9 protein-coding genes are annotated in these 16,900 nt (G+C 50.1%); 6 read left to right on the forward strand and 3 right to left on the reverse strand.

Annotated elements, in window-relative coordinates; translation table 11 throughout:
• Positions 1 to 165 precede the first annotated feature (165 nt).
• Genes DWY55_RS12845 through DWY55_RS12855 form a run of 3 tightly spaced genes read right to left on the reverse strand, consistent with a single transcriptional unit; the run spans position 166 to position 5,697 of the window.
• Positions 166 to 2,181, reverse strand: coding sequence for a glycoside hydrolase family 97 protein (locus tag DWY55_RS12845; protein ID WP_117878917.1), 2,016 nt, complete (start codon positions 2,179 to 2,181; stop codon positions 166 to 168).
• Positions 2,182 to 2,187: 6 nt separating this feature from the next.
• Entirely contained in the window at positions 2,188 to 3,192 is a 1,005-nt protein-coding gene (locus DWY55_RS12850) for an aldo/keto reductase (protein WP_005825039.1), read from the reverse strand.
• An 18-nt stretch (positions 3,193 to 3,210) separates the two neighbouring features.
• Entirely contained in the window at positions 3,211 to 5,697 is a 2,487-nt protein-coding gene (locus tag DWY55_RS12855; RefSeq protein ID WP_117878926.1) for a GH36-type glycosyl hydrolase domain-containing protein, read from the reverse strand.
• A 222-nt stretch (positions 5,698 to 5,919) separates the two neighbouring features.
• Between DWY55_RS12855 and galA the strand changes: the two genes are divergently transcribed.
• The 6 genes from galA (at position 5,920) to DWY55_RS12885 (ending at position 16,881) form a co-directional block, all read left to right on the forward strand.
• A complete protein-coding gene (gene galA / locus DWY55_RS12860; protein WP_117878915.1) occupies positions 5,920 to 8,364 on the forward strand; it encodes a beta-galactosidase GalA in 2,445 nt (814 codons plus the stop codon).
• 304 nt (positions 8,365 to 8,668) lie between these two features.
• Positions 8,669 to 9,556, forward strand: coding sequence for a helix-turn-helix domain-containing protein (locus DWY55_RS12865; RefSeq protein ID WP_009037794.1), 888 nt, complete (start codon positions 8,669 to 8,671; stop codon positions 9,554 to 9,556).
• Positions 9,557 to 9,628: 72 nt separating this feature from the next.
• A complete protein-coding gene (locus tag DWY55_RS12870) occupies positions 9,629 to 10,912 on the forward strand; it encodes an acetylxylan esterase (RefSeq protein WP_005834805.1) in 1,284 nt (427 codons plus the stop codon).
• Between the two features lie 91 nt (positions 10,913 to 11,003).
• Positions 11,004 to 12,296 carry a glycoside hydrolase 5 family protein gene (locus tag DWY55_RS12875; protein WP_120178098.1) on the forward strand — a complete coding sequence of 431 codons (1,293 nt, stop codon included), beginning with the start codon at positions 11,004 to 11,006 and terminating at the stop codon, positions 12,294 to 12,296.
• Between the two features lie 112 nt (positions 12,297 to 12,408).
• Positions 12,409 to 13,389: a glycoside hydrolase family 5 protein gene (locus tag DWY55_RS12880; RefSeq protein WP_005825023.1), complete on the forward strand. Its 981-nt coding sequence runs from the start codon at positions 12,409 to 12,411 to the stop codon at positions 13,387 to 13,389.
• A 225-nt stretch (positions 13,390 to 13,614) separates the two neighbouring features.
• Positions 13,615 to 16,881 carry a SusC/RagA family TonB-linked outer membrane protein gene (locus DWY55_RS12885; RefSeq protein WP_005825021.1) on the forward strand — a complete coding sequence of 1,089 codons (3,267 nt, stop codon included), beginning with the start codon at positions 13,615 to 13,617 and terminating at the stop codon, positions 16,879 to 16,881.
• Positions 16,882 to 16,900 lie beyond the last annotated feature (19 nt).

The following is a 16,900-nucleotide window of genomic DNA, read 5'->3' on the forward strand; positions in this document are numbered from 1 at the left end:
TAAATTCCTGCCCTATGGTACCTTAGGCTTTTGTGAGAAAAAACAAGATAGGATATAAAAGGTTCACGTAGAGGTATGTTAAAAGTGATAAAGGAATAGGGTGACAGCACTTTTAACGTAACTGTCACCCTATTGCACTTATCATGTCATTACTTTATCACCCTATCATCTTTTCCATATCCGTGCTGTCCATCCTCCTCCGGGTGCCATGTGTATGTTCAGCTTGTCTCCCGAGGTCACGGTGCGTACTTCTTTCTTGTAGTCGGTTGCTTCCCGGTCGGCATTGATGCCGTCGGAAAAGATTTCGGCTTCGTAACTTCCTTCTCCGAGGAAGGAAAGGTCGATGGTACAGTCGCGTGGTGTCCAGTCGGTCATGGAGGCGATGTACCAGACGTCTCCCTTGCGGCGTGCCAGTGTAAGGTATTCGCCTACTTCACCGTCCAGTGCCACGGTCTCGTCGAAAACGGTAGGCACTTTGGCAATGAAGTCCGTGCATTCCTGCTCCTTCATATATTTGCTGGGGCTGTCGGCAAGCATTTGCAGCGGGGCTTCGAAGAGGGTGTACATCGCCATCTGGTGGACGCGCGTACCCTGGCTCATCGGATGGTCGTTGACGGCACGGAAGGTTTCGCGGGTTGCGTTCATTGTGGCTCCCGGTGTGTAGTCCATCGGGCCTATAAGCATACGCAGGTAGGGAGCAGTCACGTCATAGCGTGGGAAGTTGTGGAGGGGGGCTCCGTTCACTATCGGTTCCCATTTGGCGTTCTCCAATCCCTTTACACCTTCAAAGTTCAGGACGTTGGGATAGGTGCGCTGTATACCGTATGGCTTGAGGCCATGCAGGTCCAATACCAGGCGGTGCTCGGCGGCGCAGGCTACAATACGTTCTACAGACTGTACCAGTGGCTGGTCGTCACGGTCGAAGAAGTCTATCTTGAAGCCTTTGATACCCATCTGTGCATAGTGGCTGAATGCAGCTTCCGTATCTTTGGCAGAGTTTCGCCAGCTTGCCCAGAGAATGATGCCGACGCCCTTCTGGTTTCCGTAGGCTACCAGTTCCTTTAAGTCGATATCCGGATTCAGGTCTTTCAATAAGGATTCGTTTCCGCTCCAGCCGTCATCGATGATGATATATTCCAGGTTGTTGTCGGCGGCAAAGTCGATGAATGCCTTATAAGTCGGGGTGTTCATGCCGGCTTTGAAGTCTACTCCAGTCAAGTTGCAGGTGTTCCACCAGTCCCAAGCCACTTTGCCGGGTTTAATCCAGGAAATGTCTTTGATGCGGCAGGCGGGGGCAAGACGCTGTGCCATGTCGTTGTCGGCAAGCTGCGTGTCCTTTTCGGTGACGAGTACCACACGCCAGGGGAGTTCCTGCTTGGCACAACGGGCGATGTAGTCTGCACGCTTGGTCGGTATCAGGTTCAGCCGGTTGTGTCCGCCGATTATTTCTTCCAGCGGATAGGGAGCAAATGCTGCCTGCACTCCTTGACGTGTCTGGGGATTTACAGTGAGGAACATGCCGGGATAGTTTTCCAATCCGGCTTCCATGATAACGGCTTTCTTTCCTCCGTCCAGGCAAACCATCAGTGGGGTGATGGAGAGTGAGTCGGTGTGCATTTTGGACAACGGGGCTTCGTCGTAGTAAGACTCGAAGGAGAAGCAATAGCGCTCACCGTTGCGGTTGTCGTTTATGTAAGGTACAAATGCCTGGTAATCCTTGTCGAAATTGAAGTCCGCTGTTTCGTTGAGGACGATAAACGGCTTGTTCTGTTCGGAAATGAAGCGATAGGCAGCGCCGTCATCGTATGCGCGGAACTGTACACTGTAGCCTCCGCGGCATTTCAGTGTCAGCTGGTTGTAGACATCCTCCACACTTGCCTTTTTGTAGAGGGGAGTGGGGAAGGAGGACTCCACGGACTTGCGTTCTGCACGGATTACTTTTACATTTTTACCGAAAGTTATTGCTTTCTTGGCTGATTTTTCATCTCTGCCTTGCAGGGCGATGGCAGAGGGTTGCAGCACCGTGGTTCCGTCGTGTGCTATCTGCCAGGTGAGGGCTTCTCCGGCATCTACCGTAACGGATAGTTTTCCGTTGGGTGATGCAAGTTGGTATTGCTGTGCACGGACCGTGCCCAAGCAAAGGAATAATAAACAAAAGGTTTGAATAAGGAGGCTTTTCATGTTGATTTATTTTTGAATGATTTTCTTTATCTTCTCCAGTTCCTCGGCAGAGAAGTCTGTATTTTCAGTCGCTTTCAGGTTATCTGCCAGTTGGGCAACGGAGCTCGCTCCGATGATGACGCTTGTCACCAGGTCGTCCTTCAACAGCCAGGCAAGTGACATCTCGGCAAGGGTTTGCCCGCGTGAGGCAGCAACCTCGTTGAGTGCCTTGATTTTTTGCAGCGTCTCGTCGGTCAGTGCTTCTTTCTTTAGGAAAGCCCCCTTTGCCATGCGCGAATCTTCGGGAATACCATTTAGGTAGCGGTTGGTCAGCAGGCCCTGCGCCAGCGGGGAGAAGGCGATGAAGCCGGTTCCGTTCCCTTTGGCTTGCTGCAGGATACCTTCTTCTTCCGGTTCGCGGTTGAAGAGATTGTATCTGCCTTGATAGAGCAGGCAGTGTACATCCCGTTCTTCCAGGTATTTGTAGGCAAACTCGGCCGCCTCTTTGGGATATTTGGAGATTCCTACATAGAGTGCTTTGCCTTGCCGTACGATATCAACCAGTGCTTGCAGGGTCTCTTCAAGCGGAGTATCCGGGTCGTAGCGGTGGGAGTAGAAGATGTCCACATACTCCAGGTTCATCCGTTTCAGACTTTGGTTGAGGCTGCTCATCAGGTACTTGCGTGAGCCCCACTCCCCGTAGGGGCCGGGCCACATGTCGTGTCCGGCCTTGGTGGAGATGAATAGTTCGTCCCGATAGGGCATGAAGGATTTCTTCATAATCATTCCGAAAGTCTCTTCGGCGGAACCGTAGGAAGGACCGTAATTGTTGGCGAGGTCGAAATGTGTGATTCCACGGTCGAAGGCATAGTGCGCCATGGCCTGGGAATTGGCAAATGTGTTCACGTCGCCGAAGTTGTGCCACAATCCGAGTGATATTTCCGGCAGCAGGATGCCGCTTTGCCCGCAACGGCGGAATTTCATGCCGTTGTCATAGCGTTCGGGCGCTGGAGAATAAATAGGGTTTATCATGATATTGTATTTTGTGGGTTATCCCATTATTACTTCTACTGTATGCGTGCCCGGCAGATGGTTCACCACATTGCCTTCTATCGGCTGGCCGTCTACTGTGACGGACTTGATGCCTTTGCACACACCATCGGGATTCTTCACGGTAATATGATATTCTGCCCCGCGGAACCTACGCTTCACGTTGAAGCCTTTCCAGCCTGCCGGGATACAAGGATTGATTTCCAGACCTTCATACGAAGGCTTGATGCCGAGTATGAATTGCGTGATGGCATACCACATCCAGGCAGCCGTTCCAGTCAGCCAGCTGTTCTTGCCTTCGCCGGGGCGGGCGGCGTCCTTGCCGGCCACCATCTGGCAGCATACGTAAGGTTCTACTTTATGCAGGGCACTGTGCTCTTCGGTGTACGACGGGCATATCTTGCGGAAATACTCCCAGGAACGGTCACCCCGTCCCAGTACGGTTTCTCCGATGATGACCCACGGGTTGTTGTGGCAGAAGATACCTGCGTTCTCCTTGTAGCCGGCGGGATAGGTGGAGATTTCTCCATACTCCACAACATAGCGGGTGAAGGGTGGATTGTTGAGTACAATACCGTGTTCGCAGTCCAGGCGTTCCTTTACGGAGTCCAGCGCTTTTTTTACCATGCCTTCTTCCAGTCCGATGCCTGCCATGGTGCACCAGCCTTGCGATTCGATGAAGATTTGTCCTTCTTCGTTCTCTTTGGAACCTACCTTGTGGCCGAAGTAATCGTAGGCGCGCAAGTACCAGTCACCGTCCCAGCCATGTTTTTTCACGGCTTCCACCATGTTCTCTATATAGGTTTGCGCTCTGTTTGCTTCGTCGTCTTTACCCAGGTGGCGGCACAGCTCCACATAGTCGCGTCCGCATACCACGAACAAGCCGGCAATCATCAGCGATTCTGCTTGGCTGCCTTCCGTTTGGTTTTCCGTGGTCTGGAAGGATTCATTCGGGTCCCAGGAGAAGCAGTTCAGGTTCAGGCAGTCGTTCCAGTCGGCACGGCCGATGAGGGGCAACATGTGGGGGCCGAGGTTCTCGATGACGTGGTTGAAGGAGACGCGCAGGTGCTCGAACAGAGACACTTCCGAACCTTCTTTGTTGTCGAAGGGGACGGGCTCATCCAGGATACTGAAGTCTCCCGATTCCTTGATGTATGCCACCGTACCGAAGATAAGCCACATGGGGTCATCGTTGAAGCCGCCGCCGATGTCGTTGTTGCCGCGTTTGGTCAGCGGTTGGTATTGGTGGTAGCATCCTCCGTCGGGGAATTGGGTAGAAGCTATGTCGATGATTCGTTCGCGGGCTCGTTCCGGTATCTGATGCACGAAGCCCACGAGGTCCTGGTTGGAGTCGCGGAAACCCATTCCACGACCGATGCCGCTCTCGAAGAAAGAGGCGGAACGGGACATGTTGAAGGTAATCATGCACTGATACTGGTTCCAGATGTTCACCATGCGGTCCAGTTTTTCTTCGTCGGTCTTCACGACGTAGATGTCCAGCAGGCGGTCCCAGTAGGCTTTCAGTTCGGCAAAGGCAGCATCTACTTTGGCGGTAGTGTCGAAGGCCGAAATCATCGCCTTAGCCTTTACCTTATTTATAATAGGTGAAGAGGGTACACTCTGCTTGAACGCTTCATGCAGAGATTCTTCACGTTCCTCGAACTTTGCCTCCTGCTTGTTTTCCACATAGCCCAGCAGGAAGATGAAGTCGCGGCTTTCGCCGGGTTGCAGTTCTACTTCCAGATAGTGCGAGGCGATGGGACTCCAACCGTGGGCAATGCTGTTGCCCGGTCTGCCTTCTACTACCCGTTCCGGGTCGGCAAACTCGTTGTAGAGTCCCACGAATGTTTCGCGGTCGGTATCGAAACCGTCTACGGGTGTATTGACACTGTAGAAGGCGTAGTGATTGCGGCGTTCCTTGTATTCCGTCTTGTGGTAGATGACAGACCCGTCCACTTCCATCTCTCCCGTGGAGAAGTTACGCTGGAAGTTCTCCATGTCCGTAGCGGCATTCCACAAGCACCATTCGGCAAAGGAGAATAGTTTGAGTTTTCTCACTTTGGCAGAAGTATTCCGCAAGGTCAGCTTCTGCACCTCTCCCCAGGTCTTCAGTGGGACGAAGAAGAGCAGGCTGGCTTCGATGCCGTCTTTGGCTCCGGTGATACGGGTATAGCTCATGCCGTGGCGACACTCGTAGCTGTCGAGTGCGGTCTTGCAGGGCTTCCAGGTGGGAGACCATACGTTGCCGCCTTCATTGATGTAGAAGTAGCGTCCCCCGTTGTCCATCGGCACGTTGTTGTAGCGGTAGCGGGTGATGCGGCGGAACTTGGCGTCCTTGTAAAAGGAATAGCCTCCGGCGGTATTGGAGATGAGTGAGAAGAAATCTTCATTGCCCAGGTAGTTAATCCATGGCCAAGGTGTCTTGGGATCGGTAATGACGTATTCGCGGTTGTCGTCATCGAAATATCCGAATCTTTTGTCTTGCATATTATTTCTTGTATTTAGTTTGATACATTCTTCGTTAGTTGTGGCATCCGGCCATTTTCCCGGAAGCACGCTTCAAATTTAAAAACTTTTCTCCTATCACCCTTGTTTGCCCAGCGTGTTTTTTCCCCTCGGAAACATGAAGTACCGGAAAAAGATACAAAAGTATCACTGTACGAGTCTATTTCGCCCTATCTTTGTAAACACATTTTATGATTAACCGATATGAAACACTTATTCGCATTTCTGTTCCTTCTTGGAATTACCTTTTCTCTTTCCGCCCAATCTGTCCGCGAACGTATTTTGCTGGATGATGGCTGGCAGTTTGCTTTTGGCAATGCTTCCTCACCGGAGAAAGACTTCGGCTGCGGAACGGAGTACTTCAATTATCTGACCAAGGCAGCCTCTATCCATAATGAGGGCCCTTACTCTCCCAAGTTCAATCCGGAGAAGTGGGGTGTGGACTGGAAGACGGTCAATCTTCCGCATGACTGGGTGGTTGATTTGCCTTATGCCAAAGAGGCGAGCCACAGTCATGGCTATAAAGCCGTCGGCTATAAATTTCCCGAAAACTCTGTGGGATGGTACCGAAAGACCATCACCGTGCCACAAGAGGACCTCGGCAAACATCTTTATCTTCAGTTCGACGGTATCTTCCGTGATGCCCGTATCTGGATAAACGGTTTCTACCTGGGACACGAACCGAGCGGCTATGCCACGCAGGTGTATGACATTACGGAATACTTGAATTACGGAGAAGAGAATCTTATCTGCGTCCGTGCGGATGCCACGCTCGAGGAGGGCTGGTTTTACGAGGGTGCGGGCATCTACCGCCATGTATGGCTGAACAAGACGGCGCCGTTACATGTAGCTCCTTTCGGAACCTTTGTGCACAGCACGCTGGCCGCACCTTTTGACAAGGCCAAGCTGACGATAGAGACCACTGTTGAAAACTCCGGTCTGCAAACGGAGGATTACCGCCTCTGCCATATCCTCCGGGATGCCGACGGCAAGGAAGTGGCACGCTGCGAAACGGCCGGTAAGCCGGTGCTGCCGAAAGACCGCCAGCTCACCGTCGGTGAAATAGCGCTGGACAAACCTCATCTTTGGAGTGTGGATACACCTTATCTATATACACTGCTTACGGAAGTCTATCAGCATGGCAAGCTGGTGGATGCTTATACCACTACTACGGGTATTCGTGACATCCGCTTCGATGCCGACAAGGGCTTCCTCTTGAACGGACAGCCTCTGAAACTGAAAGGTGTGAACATGCACCAAGACCACTCCGGAGTAGGTGCCGGCATTCCCGATGCCCTGCAAGTGTACCGACTGAAGGAACTGAAGAAGTTCGGCTGCAATGCCTACCGTTCTTCCCATAACCCGATGACTCCCGAAATGCTCGATGCCTGCGACAGCCTCGGCATTCTTGTAATAGAGGAAAACCGTCTGACGGGCGTCAACGAGGAACATACCCGCCTGCTGAAACGTATGATAGACCGCGACCGCAACCATCCGTGCATCATCCTTTGGAGCGTAGGCAACGAGGAGTGGGGCATCGAGTGGAAAGAAAGCGGTACACGCATTGCTGCCACGATGCGCGAATATTGCCACCGTTTCGACCCTACGCGCCTCATGACCGTTGCTTCGAGCAGTGGCCCTGCCATTTTGATTCCCGCAGACGTGGCCGGTTATAACTACATCCTTCAGAACCCTGTGGAGCAGCACCGCAAGGATTATCCCGGTCGCCGGGCGCTCGGTTCGGAAGAGACCACGGGCTGTGGTACGCGCGGCATCTACTTTGATGCCCACGGCAAAGGCCACATGGTGGCGCACAACCGTAAACCGAACGGGCCTGACAGCCTGCTGAACTGCATCGAGCGTGGCTGGAAATTCTATGACGAACGCCCCTATCTGGCAGGTCTTTTCTATTGGACGGGTTTCGACTACCGCGGTGAACCCAACCCCATGAAGTTCCCGGCTACGGGCTCACAATTCGGCATTCTGGACTACTGTGGCTTTCCCAAGGACGAAGCCTGGTATCTGAAGTCCTGGTGGACGGATGAGCCGGTGCTGCACATCCTTCCCCACTGGAATCTGCAAGGTCACGAAGGTGATAGCATCGACATTTGGGTATACAGTAATTGCGATGAAGTGGAACTGACTGTGAACGGCAAGAAACTGGAGCGCAAACCGATGCCCCGAAACGGCCATCTTTCCTGGAAAGCCGTTTTCCAGCCCGGTGCAGTGAAGGCTGTAGGCTATAAGAACGGCAAAAAAATATTGGCCCGTACTGTGGAGACTACCGGTGCTCCTGCCCGTATCTCCCTGACGGCAGACCGTTCCGTCATTCAGGCAGACAATCGGGATGTGGCAGTGTGTAACATTGAGTTGCAGGACAAGAAGAAACGTTTTGTCCCCACTGCCTGCAACGACTTGACAATAACCGTCTCCGGTCCGGTACGCATCCTTGGGGTGGGGAATGGAGACCCCGCTTATCGGGCTACGGAACGTCCGGCCGACGCTGATGCACGCACCTATCAGGTAAAGGCATTCAATGGACTTGCACAGGTGCTGTTGCAAAGTACCGGCGAAGTGGGAGAAGCCACAATGACGGTCGTTTCGGAAAACCTGCCGGAAACTTCCTGCGTCTTGAAGCTGCAGAAGTAAGCGACTTATCATTCATATCATCCGGCGAAGCGGAGACCTTTCTTTTGTTTATGGGGCAAGAGAGGGATCTCCGCTTCTTTCTTCCTCAAACTATAGTGTGTAAGTGTACGAGATGCGCATCTCATACATCCTTACATTAGAGCCTGAGGGGGAGAAGAACGGAAGTTTTGCTTTTCCGGGTGGGACTTTCCCGGGTATCTGCTCATATATAACAATTATTACCTCTAAATGTAACAAATGGTACTGTTGTGGGATTAAAAAGAATGAGTATATTTGTGGCATGATATTTTTTTAACCAATGCCTATGGAAAACCAGAACTATATCATGAGGGAAATAACCCCTCTGTCGGAACGTGACTGTTTCTATATTGCCGATCGTCGCAAAACAGAATTTACCTACCCCATCCATTGTCACGCAGAGTATGAACTGAACTTCACGGAACATGCTTCCGGCGTACGTCGTGTGGTGGGCGATTCTGCCGAGATTATCGGTGATTATGACCTGGTGCTGATAACCGGTAAGGAGTTGGAGCATGTATGGGAGCAACATGAATGTACCTCCGGGGATATTCGGGAGATTACCATTCAGTTCTCTCCCGACTTGTTCTTCGGGAACGTTGTCAACAAGAACCAGTTCGACAGTATCCGTCGGATGCTGGAGCGTGCACAGTGCGGACTTAGTTTCCCCATGCAGGCCATCATGAAGGTGTACAACTGGCTGGATAAGCTGGCTTCCGAGGAGCAGGGCTTTTATGCCGTGATGAACTTTCTCCGTATCCTTTACGAACTTTCCCTCTATGACAATGCCCGGGTGTTGTCCAGTTCTTCGTTTGCCAAGATAGAGACTTTCTCTGACAGCCGCCGGGTACAGAAGGTGCAGAAATACATTTCTACCCATTATCAGGAGGATATCCGGTTGGCTTCATTGGCCGATATGGTGGGCATGACCCCGGTCTCTTTCAGCCGTTTCTTTCGCCTGCGCACCGGCAAGACGCTTTCCGACTACATTATTGATATCCGTCTGGGCTTTGCCACGCGTATGTTGGTAGATTCCACGCGTACCATTGCAGAGGTGTGCTATGACTGCGGCTTCAACAATCTGTCCAATTTCAATCGTATGTTCAAGCGGAAGAAGGGATGCTCGCCGAAGGAATTCCGTGAGAATTATCGGAAAAAGAAGCTGGTGATATGATAAAAAAGTATTGGTATTCTTCATTGAAAGTGCCTATTTTTGCACCGATGATTAATACTAATATCTGATATCATGAAAAGAGTTTTTTCCTTATTTTTATGTCTGCTGTGTGTATGTGCTGTGACGGCGCAGATACGCGGCAATGAAATCCGTGTAGTCGTTTCACCTGACCATAGCGATTGGGTGTATCGTCTGAATGAGAAGTGTACGTTTACCGTCCGGGTGCTGAAGGCACAGAACCTCTTGTCCGATGTCAAGATTGACTATGAACTGGGCCCCGAGATGTATCCTACTGAAGTAAAGAAAGACGTGGTGCTGAAAGATGGTACCTTGAAGTTGCAAGGCACGATGAAGACTGCAGGCTTCTTGCGTTGCAAGGTCAAGGCGCATGTGGACGGCCGGACTTATGAAGGGCTGGCTACATCGGCCTATGCTCCCGAGCAGCTGCAACCTGTGACGAAACTTCCTGCCGATTTTCGGGATTATTGGGCCAAGACCTTGGAAGAGGCGCGCAAGACTCCGTTGAATCCCCTTATGACGCTGCTTCCCGAACGCTGTACGGAAACGGATAATGTATATCAGGTCAGCTTCCAGACAAAAGCTTGGGGAGGACGTTTTTACGGTATTCTCAGTATTCCCAAGAAAGAAGGGAAGTATCCGGCTTTGCTGCGTGTGCCCGGTGCGGGTGTCCGCCCTTATGCGGGAGATACGTATACGGCTCCTGGAAAGGTGATTACATTGGAGGTGGGTATCCACGGCATTCCCGTCACGATGCAGCAGTCTGTATATGATGCGCTGGCAGGTGGGGCGCTGAGCAATTACTGGACGTTCGGCCGCGACAGCCGGGATGCTTCTTACTATAACCGTGTGGTGGTAGGCGCTTTGCGTGCTGTGGATTTTATCTGTTCGCTGCCGCAGTACAACGGGAAGGCGCTGGGCGTTACGGGCTCCAGCCAGGGCGGTGCCTTGTCTGTGATTACGGCGGCTCTTGATTCGCGCGTTACTTTCCTGGCGGCTGTTCATCCTGCCTTATGCGACCACGAAGCGTTCTTCAAGAAGCGCGCTTGCGGCTGGCCCCATTATTTCTATTATTACGGTGCTCCCGATGAAAAGCAGCTTGAAACGGTGCGCTATTATGATACGGCAAACTTTGCCCGCCTGCTGAATGTGCCCGGTTGGTTCAGTTGGGGGTATAACGATGAGGTCTGTCCTCCCACTTCCATGTATGCAGCCTACAATGTGATTTCTTCTCCGAAGGAACTGCATCCTTATCTGGAAACCGGGCATTACTGGTATCAGGAACAGTGGGATGAATGGCTGGACTGGATACGGAGACAACTTAATGTGCCAATGTGATTAATCACATTGGCACATTAATCTGATAATATAGTATCATTTTTTATGATATGAGCCGCGTATCTTTGTGTATCGCTTAAAAACTGATAATATGAAGAAACAATTCCTTTTGCTGACAGTACTTTTATTCCTTTTGGGGGCATGTGCCCCTAAGCCTGCGGAGCATTCGTTTATTAAGGTCAATGCCGATGGACAGTTCGTTCGCGACGGAAAACCCTATTATTTTGTAGGTACCAATTTCTGGTACGGTGCCATTCTTGGTTCCGAAGGTGAAGGCGGCAATCGTGAACGGTTGCATAAGGAGCTGGACTTTCTGAAAAGTATTGGCATCAACAACCTGCGCGTATTGGTGGGTGCTGACGGTGAAAATGGCATAAAGACGCGGGTAGAGCCCTCTTTACAAGTGGCACCGGGCGTCTATAATGATACTATTTTAGCCGGATTGGATTATTTTATGAATGAACTGCGTGAACGTGATATGACAGCTGTCCTCTATTTGAACAATTCCTGGGAATGGAGCGGTGGCTATTCCGTTTACCTGCAATGGTCCGGACACGGTGATGCCGTGGTACCTGCCGTAGACGGATGGCCCGCCTATATGGAGTATGTCAAGCAGTTCCCCCAATCGGACAGCGCGAAGGCCTTGTTTGCCAATCATGTCAATTATATTGTTTCACGCACCAATAGGTATAATCAGATAAAATATGTGGATGACCCCACTATTATGTCTTGGCAGATTGGTAACGAGCCTCGCGCTTTCTCTGACGAGAACAAGGAGCCGTTTGCCCGCTGGATGGCCGATATGGCTGCACAAATCAAGTCACTCGACCCGAACCACATGGTGTCTTCCGGCAGTGAGGGCTCGTGGGGATGCGAAATGGATATGAATCTTTTCGAGAAGATTCATGCCGACCCCAACATCAATTATCTGAATATCCACATCTGGCCTTACAACTGGAGTTGGGTGAAGGCGGACAGCCTGAAGGAACTTCTTCCGCGTGCCAAGGAAAATACTAAGAAGTATATAGATGACCACATGGTCATTGCCCGGAAGTACAGCAAGCCGATCGTTTTGGAGGAATTCGGTTTTCCCCGTGACGGTTTCAGCTTCTCCAAAGAGGCACCGACCACTGCCCGCGATGAATATTACCGTTATGTATTCGACCTTATCCGCCAGGACCGTGAGAGCGGCGGACTCTTTGCCGGATGCAACTTCTGGGCATGGGGCGGTTTTGCCGGACAAAATCCCGGCCATGTATTCTGGGAAAAGGGAGATGACTATACCGGTGACCCGGCTCAAGAACAACAAGGACTGAACTCTGTCTTTGCCACAGACAGCACTATTGAAATAATTAAAGCGGAAAACCGGAAGCTGCAAAATTGAACCTATCCGTGCTTTTCCGTGTAATCCCTGCCTGAAAATTAGAATGTAAGCGTGTACAAAGCGTTTGTACCGTTATATAAGAAAGATTATTACTCTAAATACTAAGTATGATATGAAAAGCATATGGAAAGTTATGTTGGCGGTTTGTTGCCTAGGTATGACCATTGGTTGTGGAACAAACCCGTCGAAGAATGAAAATGTAAAGGAAACGCTACCGGCATTGGTGGTCAATGGTACGCAGTTGATGAATACCGAAGGAGACACGGTGGTATTGCACGGTGTCAGCTATGGCTGGCATCAGTTCTGGCCCCGTTTCTACAATGCCTCTTCGGTTGCTTATCTGGTCAATGACTGGGGCGCACAAGTGCTTCGGGCCTCTATGGGAGTGGATTTGGATAGCGCCTGCTATGTGAACAAGCCCGAATTCGGTATTGAGTGTGTTACGAAAGTGGTGGATGCTGCTATCGAGAACGGCGTTTACGTCATCATCGACTGGCATAGCCACAATCTGCGGCAGGAAGAAGCAAAGGAGTTCTTCACCCAAATGGCTACCCGTTACAAAGGGGTTCCTAATGTCATCTATGAGGTTTTCAACGAACCGGTGGAAGACAGTTGGGAGCAGGTGAAGTCATACTCTGTGGAGGTTATCAAGACGATTCGTGCCATAGAACCGGATGCCGTTATCCTCGTTGGTTGTCCGCATTGGGACCAGGACATCCATTTGGCAGCGGACGATCCTATTACCGGATATAGCAATATAATGTATACACTCCACTTTTATGCCAACACCCACGGACAGTGGCTGCGCGACCGCGCCGACTATGCTCTGGGCAAGGGCTTGCCGATTTTCGTTTCCGAATGCGCCGGTATGGAGGCAAGTGGGGACGGCCCCATCAGTAAAGAAGAGTGGGGGAATTGGCTGGAGTGGATGCAGCGGCATTCCATCAGTTGGGTGGCTTGGTCCTTGTCGGACAAAGACGAGACTTGTTCCATGCTTTATCCGTCGGCTTCTTCCGAGGGAAACTGGAAAGATGCAGACATGAAAGAGTGGGGGAGAATGGTTCGTGACGAATTGACGACACTGAAAAAATAGCCCTTTAAAAACAATATGATTTAACCATTAATAATTAAGAAAAAAGAATTGTGCTTATGGAAGAAAAGAAGAATGATGCTGTGAAAACATGAATTGTTTGGAAGTAATTTTAAGTGTCAACGCCTTGATTGCATGTCACGGTTTCTTGACTTACTCTCATTTTGTTAACTAAAAAAATCTTCTTTTGGGAGGTTTTGTGTTTGTTTTAAATCTAAGAAATACAGTATGAATTTGAATTTTAGAAAGACAGCGCTGCTTGCGGGGATATGCTCGGTGTTCAGTCTGGGTTATGCTCCTCAGCTTTTCGCAGTATCATCGACGGATACCGTTGAGGCAGTGCAGCAAACAAAGAAAATTACGGGTGTCGTCAGTGATGCTATGGGCCCTATTATCGGTGCCAATGTATTGGAAAAAGGTACAACGAATGGTGTAATTACCGACATTGACGGTAACTTTGCCTTGAATGTGAAACCGGGAGCTACCATTGTAGTCTCCTTTATAGGCTATGTCAGCCAGGAAATAAAGATAACGAACCAGACAACAGTGAACATCACGCTGAAGGAAGACTCCGAGATGTTGGACGAAGTGGTGGTTGTGGGGTACGGTACGATGAAGAAAAGCGACCTTTCCGGTGCTTCCGTTTCCATGAGTGAAGACAAGATTAAGGGTTCTATTATCACCAATCTCGACCAGTCCCTTCAAGGGCGTGCTGCCGGTGTGACGGCAGTCAGCACTTCCGGTGCTCCGGGTTCTTCCTCCTCTATCCGCGTACGTGGTCAGGCCACTATCAATGCTAATGCCGAGCCGTTGTATGTAATTGACGGTGTGATTGTACAGAGTCAGGGACAAAGCGGTTCATCTTATGGTTTGGGCGATGCACTGGGTAATGGCTCGGTTTCCACCATTTCTCCGCTTTCCACCATCAACCCTGCTGATATCGTCAGTATGGAAATTCTGAAAGATGCTTCGGCAACCGCCATTTACGGTGCGCAAGGTTCCAATGGTGTGGTTTTGATTACGACCAAACGTGGTAAGGCGGGTGAGGCTAAGTTTACTTATGACGGTATGTTTGCCGTTCAACGCCAGACAAAGCGTCTGGATATGATGAATCTGCGTGAGTATGCCACTTATTATAATGATTTGGCAAACATGGGTGAAATCTCTGACCCTAGTAATTATTATGCCGATCCTTCTCTGCTGGGAGTAGGTACAAACTGGCAGGACGCCATCTTCCAGACTGCTTTGCAGCATCAGCACCAGATTTCGGCACAAGGTGGTACAGAGAAGATACAATACTACGTATCAGCTTCCTATATGGATCAGGACGGTACCATCATCGGTTCAAACTTTAACCGTTACAGCTTCCGTGCCAACTTGGATGCCCAACTGAAGAAGTGGTTGAAACTCGGTTTGACCGCCACCTATACAGCAACGGGTGATGACCTGAAACTGGCAGACAGTGATGAAGGTTTGATTAACTACTCGTTGACCACTCTTCCTGATATACCTATCTATAATCTGGATGGCAGCTATGCCACCGTTGTTCGCGAAGGCTACACGAATCCTAACCCGATTGCCCTTGCCATGATGGATGACATTCTGCTGGACCGTCAGAAACTGACGGGTAATATTTTCTTTGAGGTTACTCCGATTAAAAATCTGGTATGGCATGCCGAATTGGGTTATGACATCAGTTCCAGCAAAGGTGAGCGCTACAAGCCGATGGTTGATTTGGGTGGATGGGTACGTTCCAGTAATGAAAGCAATATCCAGAAAAACAGCAGTACATTCTGGCAATTGAAGAACTATGTGACCTATTCCGGAAACATAGGCGACAAGCATCATTATACAGCCATGGTGGGTCAGGAGTGCTGGGAGTCCAGCTATGACTTCACGAGTGTGTTCAATAGCGGTCTGCCTTCGGATGAAGTGCACAATCCTGCCTTGGGTACGGGAACCCCGACTATCAATGCAGGTTTTGGAAGCTCGTCTATGGCATCTTTCTTTACACGTCTGACTTATAACTATGCCGACCGTTATCTGGGTACTTATACCTATCGTTATGACGGCTCTTCAAACTTCGGTCCCGAGAACCGTTGGGCAGGCTTCCATTCATTGGCTACTTCCTGGCGCTTTTCCAACGAAACGTTCTTTGAACCGTTGAAGAAGGTCATCAGTAACGGTAAGTTGCGTCTGGGATGGGGACAAACTGGTAATGCCAACATCGGTGGTTATGCTTGGGGTACATCCATGAGTCGTATGCCTTCCGGTCTGGGTATGGGGTATCGCCCCTCCAATATACCGAATACTTCCATCAAATGGGAGTCCCAGGAGCAATGGAACGTCGGTGTGGATTTGGGATTCCTGCACGACCGTATCAACCTGACGGTAGAGTGGTACAAGAAAACTTCCAGTGATATGTTGATGCCGTTGCAGTTGCCTTCTTATATGGGTACTTCCGGTAATGCCTCTTCTGCATTGGCTGCTCCGAAAGGTAACTATGGTGACATAGAGAATACCGGTTTTGAAATCTCTCTGAACACACATCCTATTACGGGTAAGTTTGAATGGGATTCTGACTTCCAGATTTCTTTCAACAAGAACAAACTGAAAGGATTGGCTGGTACAGCCAATGCGCAGATTGTGGGTTACGGACAGTGGACCGATGTAGTCAGTGTATCCAGTGTAGGCGAATCACTTTATAACTTCTATGGATTTGTTTGTGATGGTGTTTACAAGGACCTGGAGGATCTTCAGACTTCTCCGAAACCTGCCAAGTATCCGGCAAACGGTGTATTCGACCGTACCAATACCGTATGGGTGGGTGATGTGAAATATAAGGATATCAGTGGTCCTGACGGTGTGCCCGATGGCGTTATCGACGACTATGACAAGACCAATATCGGTTCTCCGATGCCTAAGTTTACTTTTGGCTGGACTAATACTTTCCGTTACAAGAACTTCGACTTGTCTGTTTTCATCAACGGTTCCTATGGCAACAAGGTGTACAACTACCTTTCCATGAAGCTGACACATATGAACTCTCCCTGGACTAACCAGCTGAATGCTGTAAACGGACGTGCACAGCTTGTTCCTATCAATCCGAACAAGGTCTACGAAGATGGAACGATGTGGTATAATGATGTGTCTAACGTCATGGTGGCAAACCCGGGAGCTTCCATTCCACGCGCCACTATCAATGACCCGAATGACAACGACCGTATCAGTGACCGTTATATTGAAGATGGTTCTTATATCCGTCTGAAGAACATCTCTTTGGGATATACTTTCCCGAAAAAGACGATTGATAAACTGGGACTGAGCAACTTGCGTATCTATGCCAATATCCAGAACCTGCTGACCATTACCGGTTATGACGGCTATGACCCTGAAATTGGTGCCAGCACTTCAAGCGTCAATGTCTATGGTTTGGACAACGGACGTTATCCGTCTCCTACAGTTTATTCATTCGGCTTGAATGTTTCATTCTAACACTTTAAATTGAAGAAAA

The organism is Bacteroides sp. AF25-38AC (assembly GCF_003602995.1).
In the GTDB taxonomy this organism is placed as follows: Bacteria; Bacteroidota; Bacteroidia; order Bacteroidales; family Bacteroidaceae; genus Bacteroides; species Bacteroides uniformis.

Coding starts and splice junctions, on each gene's coding strand:
- DWY55_RS12845 (WP_117878917.1), bottom strand. CDS start 2,181: ATGAAAAGCCTCCTTATTCAAACCTTTTGTTTATTATTCCTTTGCTTG.
- DWY55_RS12850 (WP_005825039.1), bottom strand. CDS start 3,192: ATGATAAACCCTATTTATTCTCCAGCGCCCGAACGCTATGACAACGGC.
- DWY55_RS12855 (WP_117878926.1), bottom strand. CDS start 5,697: ATGCAAGACAAAAGATTCGGATATTTCGATGACGACAACCGCGAATAC.
- galA (WP_117878915.1), top strand. CDS start 5,920: ATGAAACACTTATTCGCATTTCTGTTCCTTCTTGGAATTACCTTTTCT.
- DWY55_RS12865 (WP_009037794.1), top strand. CDS start 8,669: ATGGAAAACCAGAACTATATCATGAGGGAAATAACCCCTCTGTCGGAA.
- DWY55_RS12870 (WP_005834805.1), top strand. CDS start 9,629: ATGAAAAGAGTTTTTTCCTTATTTTTATGTCTGCTGTGTGTATGTGCT.
- DWY55_RS12875 (WP_120178098.1), top strand. CDS start 11,004: ATGAAGAAACAATTCCTTTTGCTGACAGTACTTTTATTCCTTTTGGGG.
- DWY55_RS12880 (WP_005825023.1), top strand. CDS start 12,409: ATGAAAAGCATATGGAAAGTTATGTTGGCGGTTTGTTGCCTAGGTATG.
- DWY55_RS12885 (WP_005825021.1), top strand. CDS start 13,615: ATGAATTTGAATTTTAGAAAGACAGCGCTGCTTGCGGGGATATGCTCG.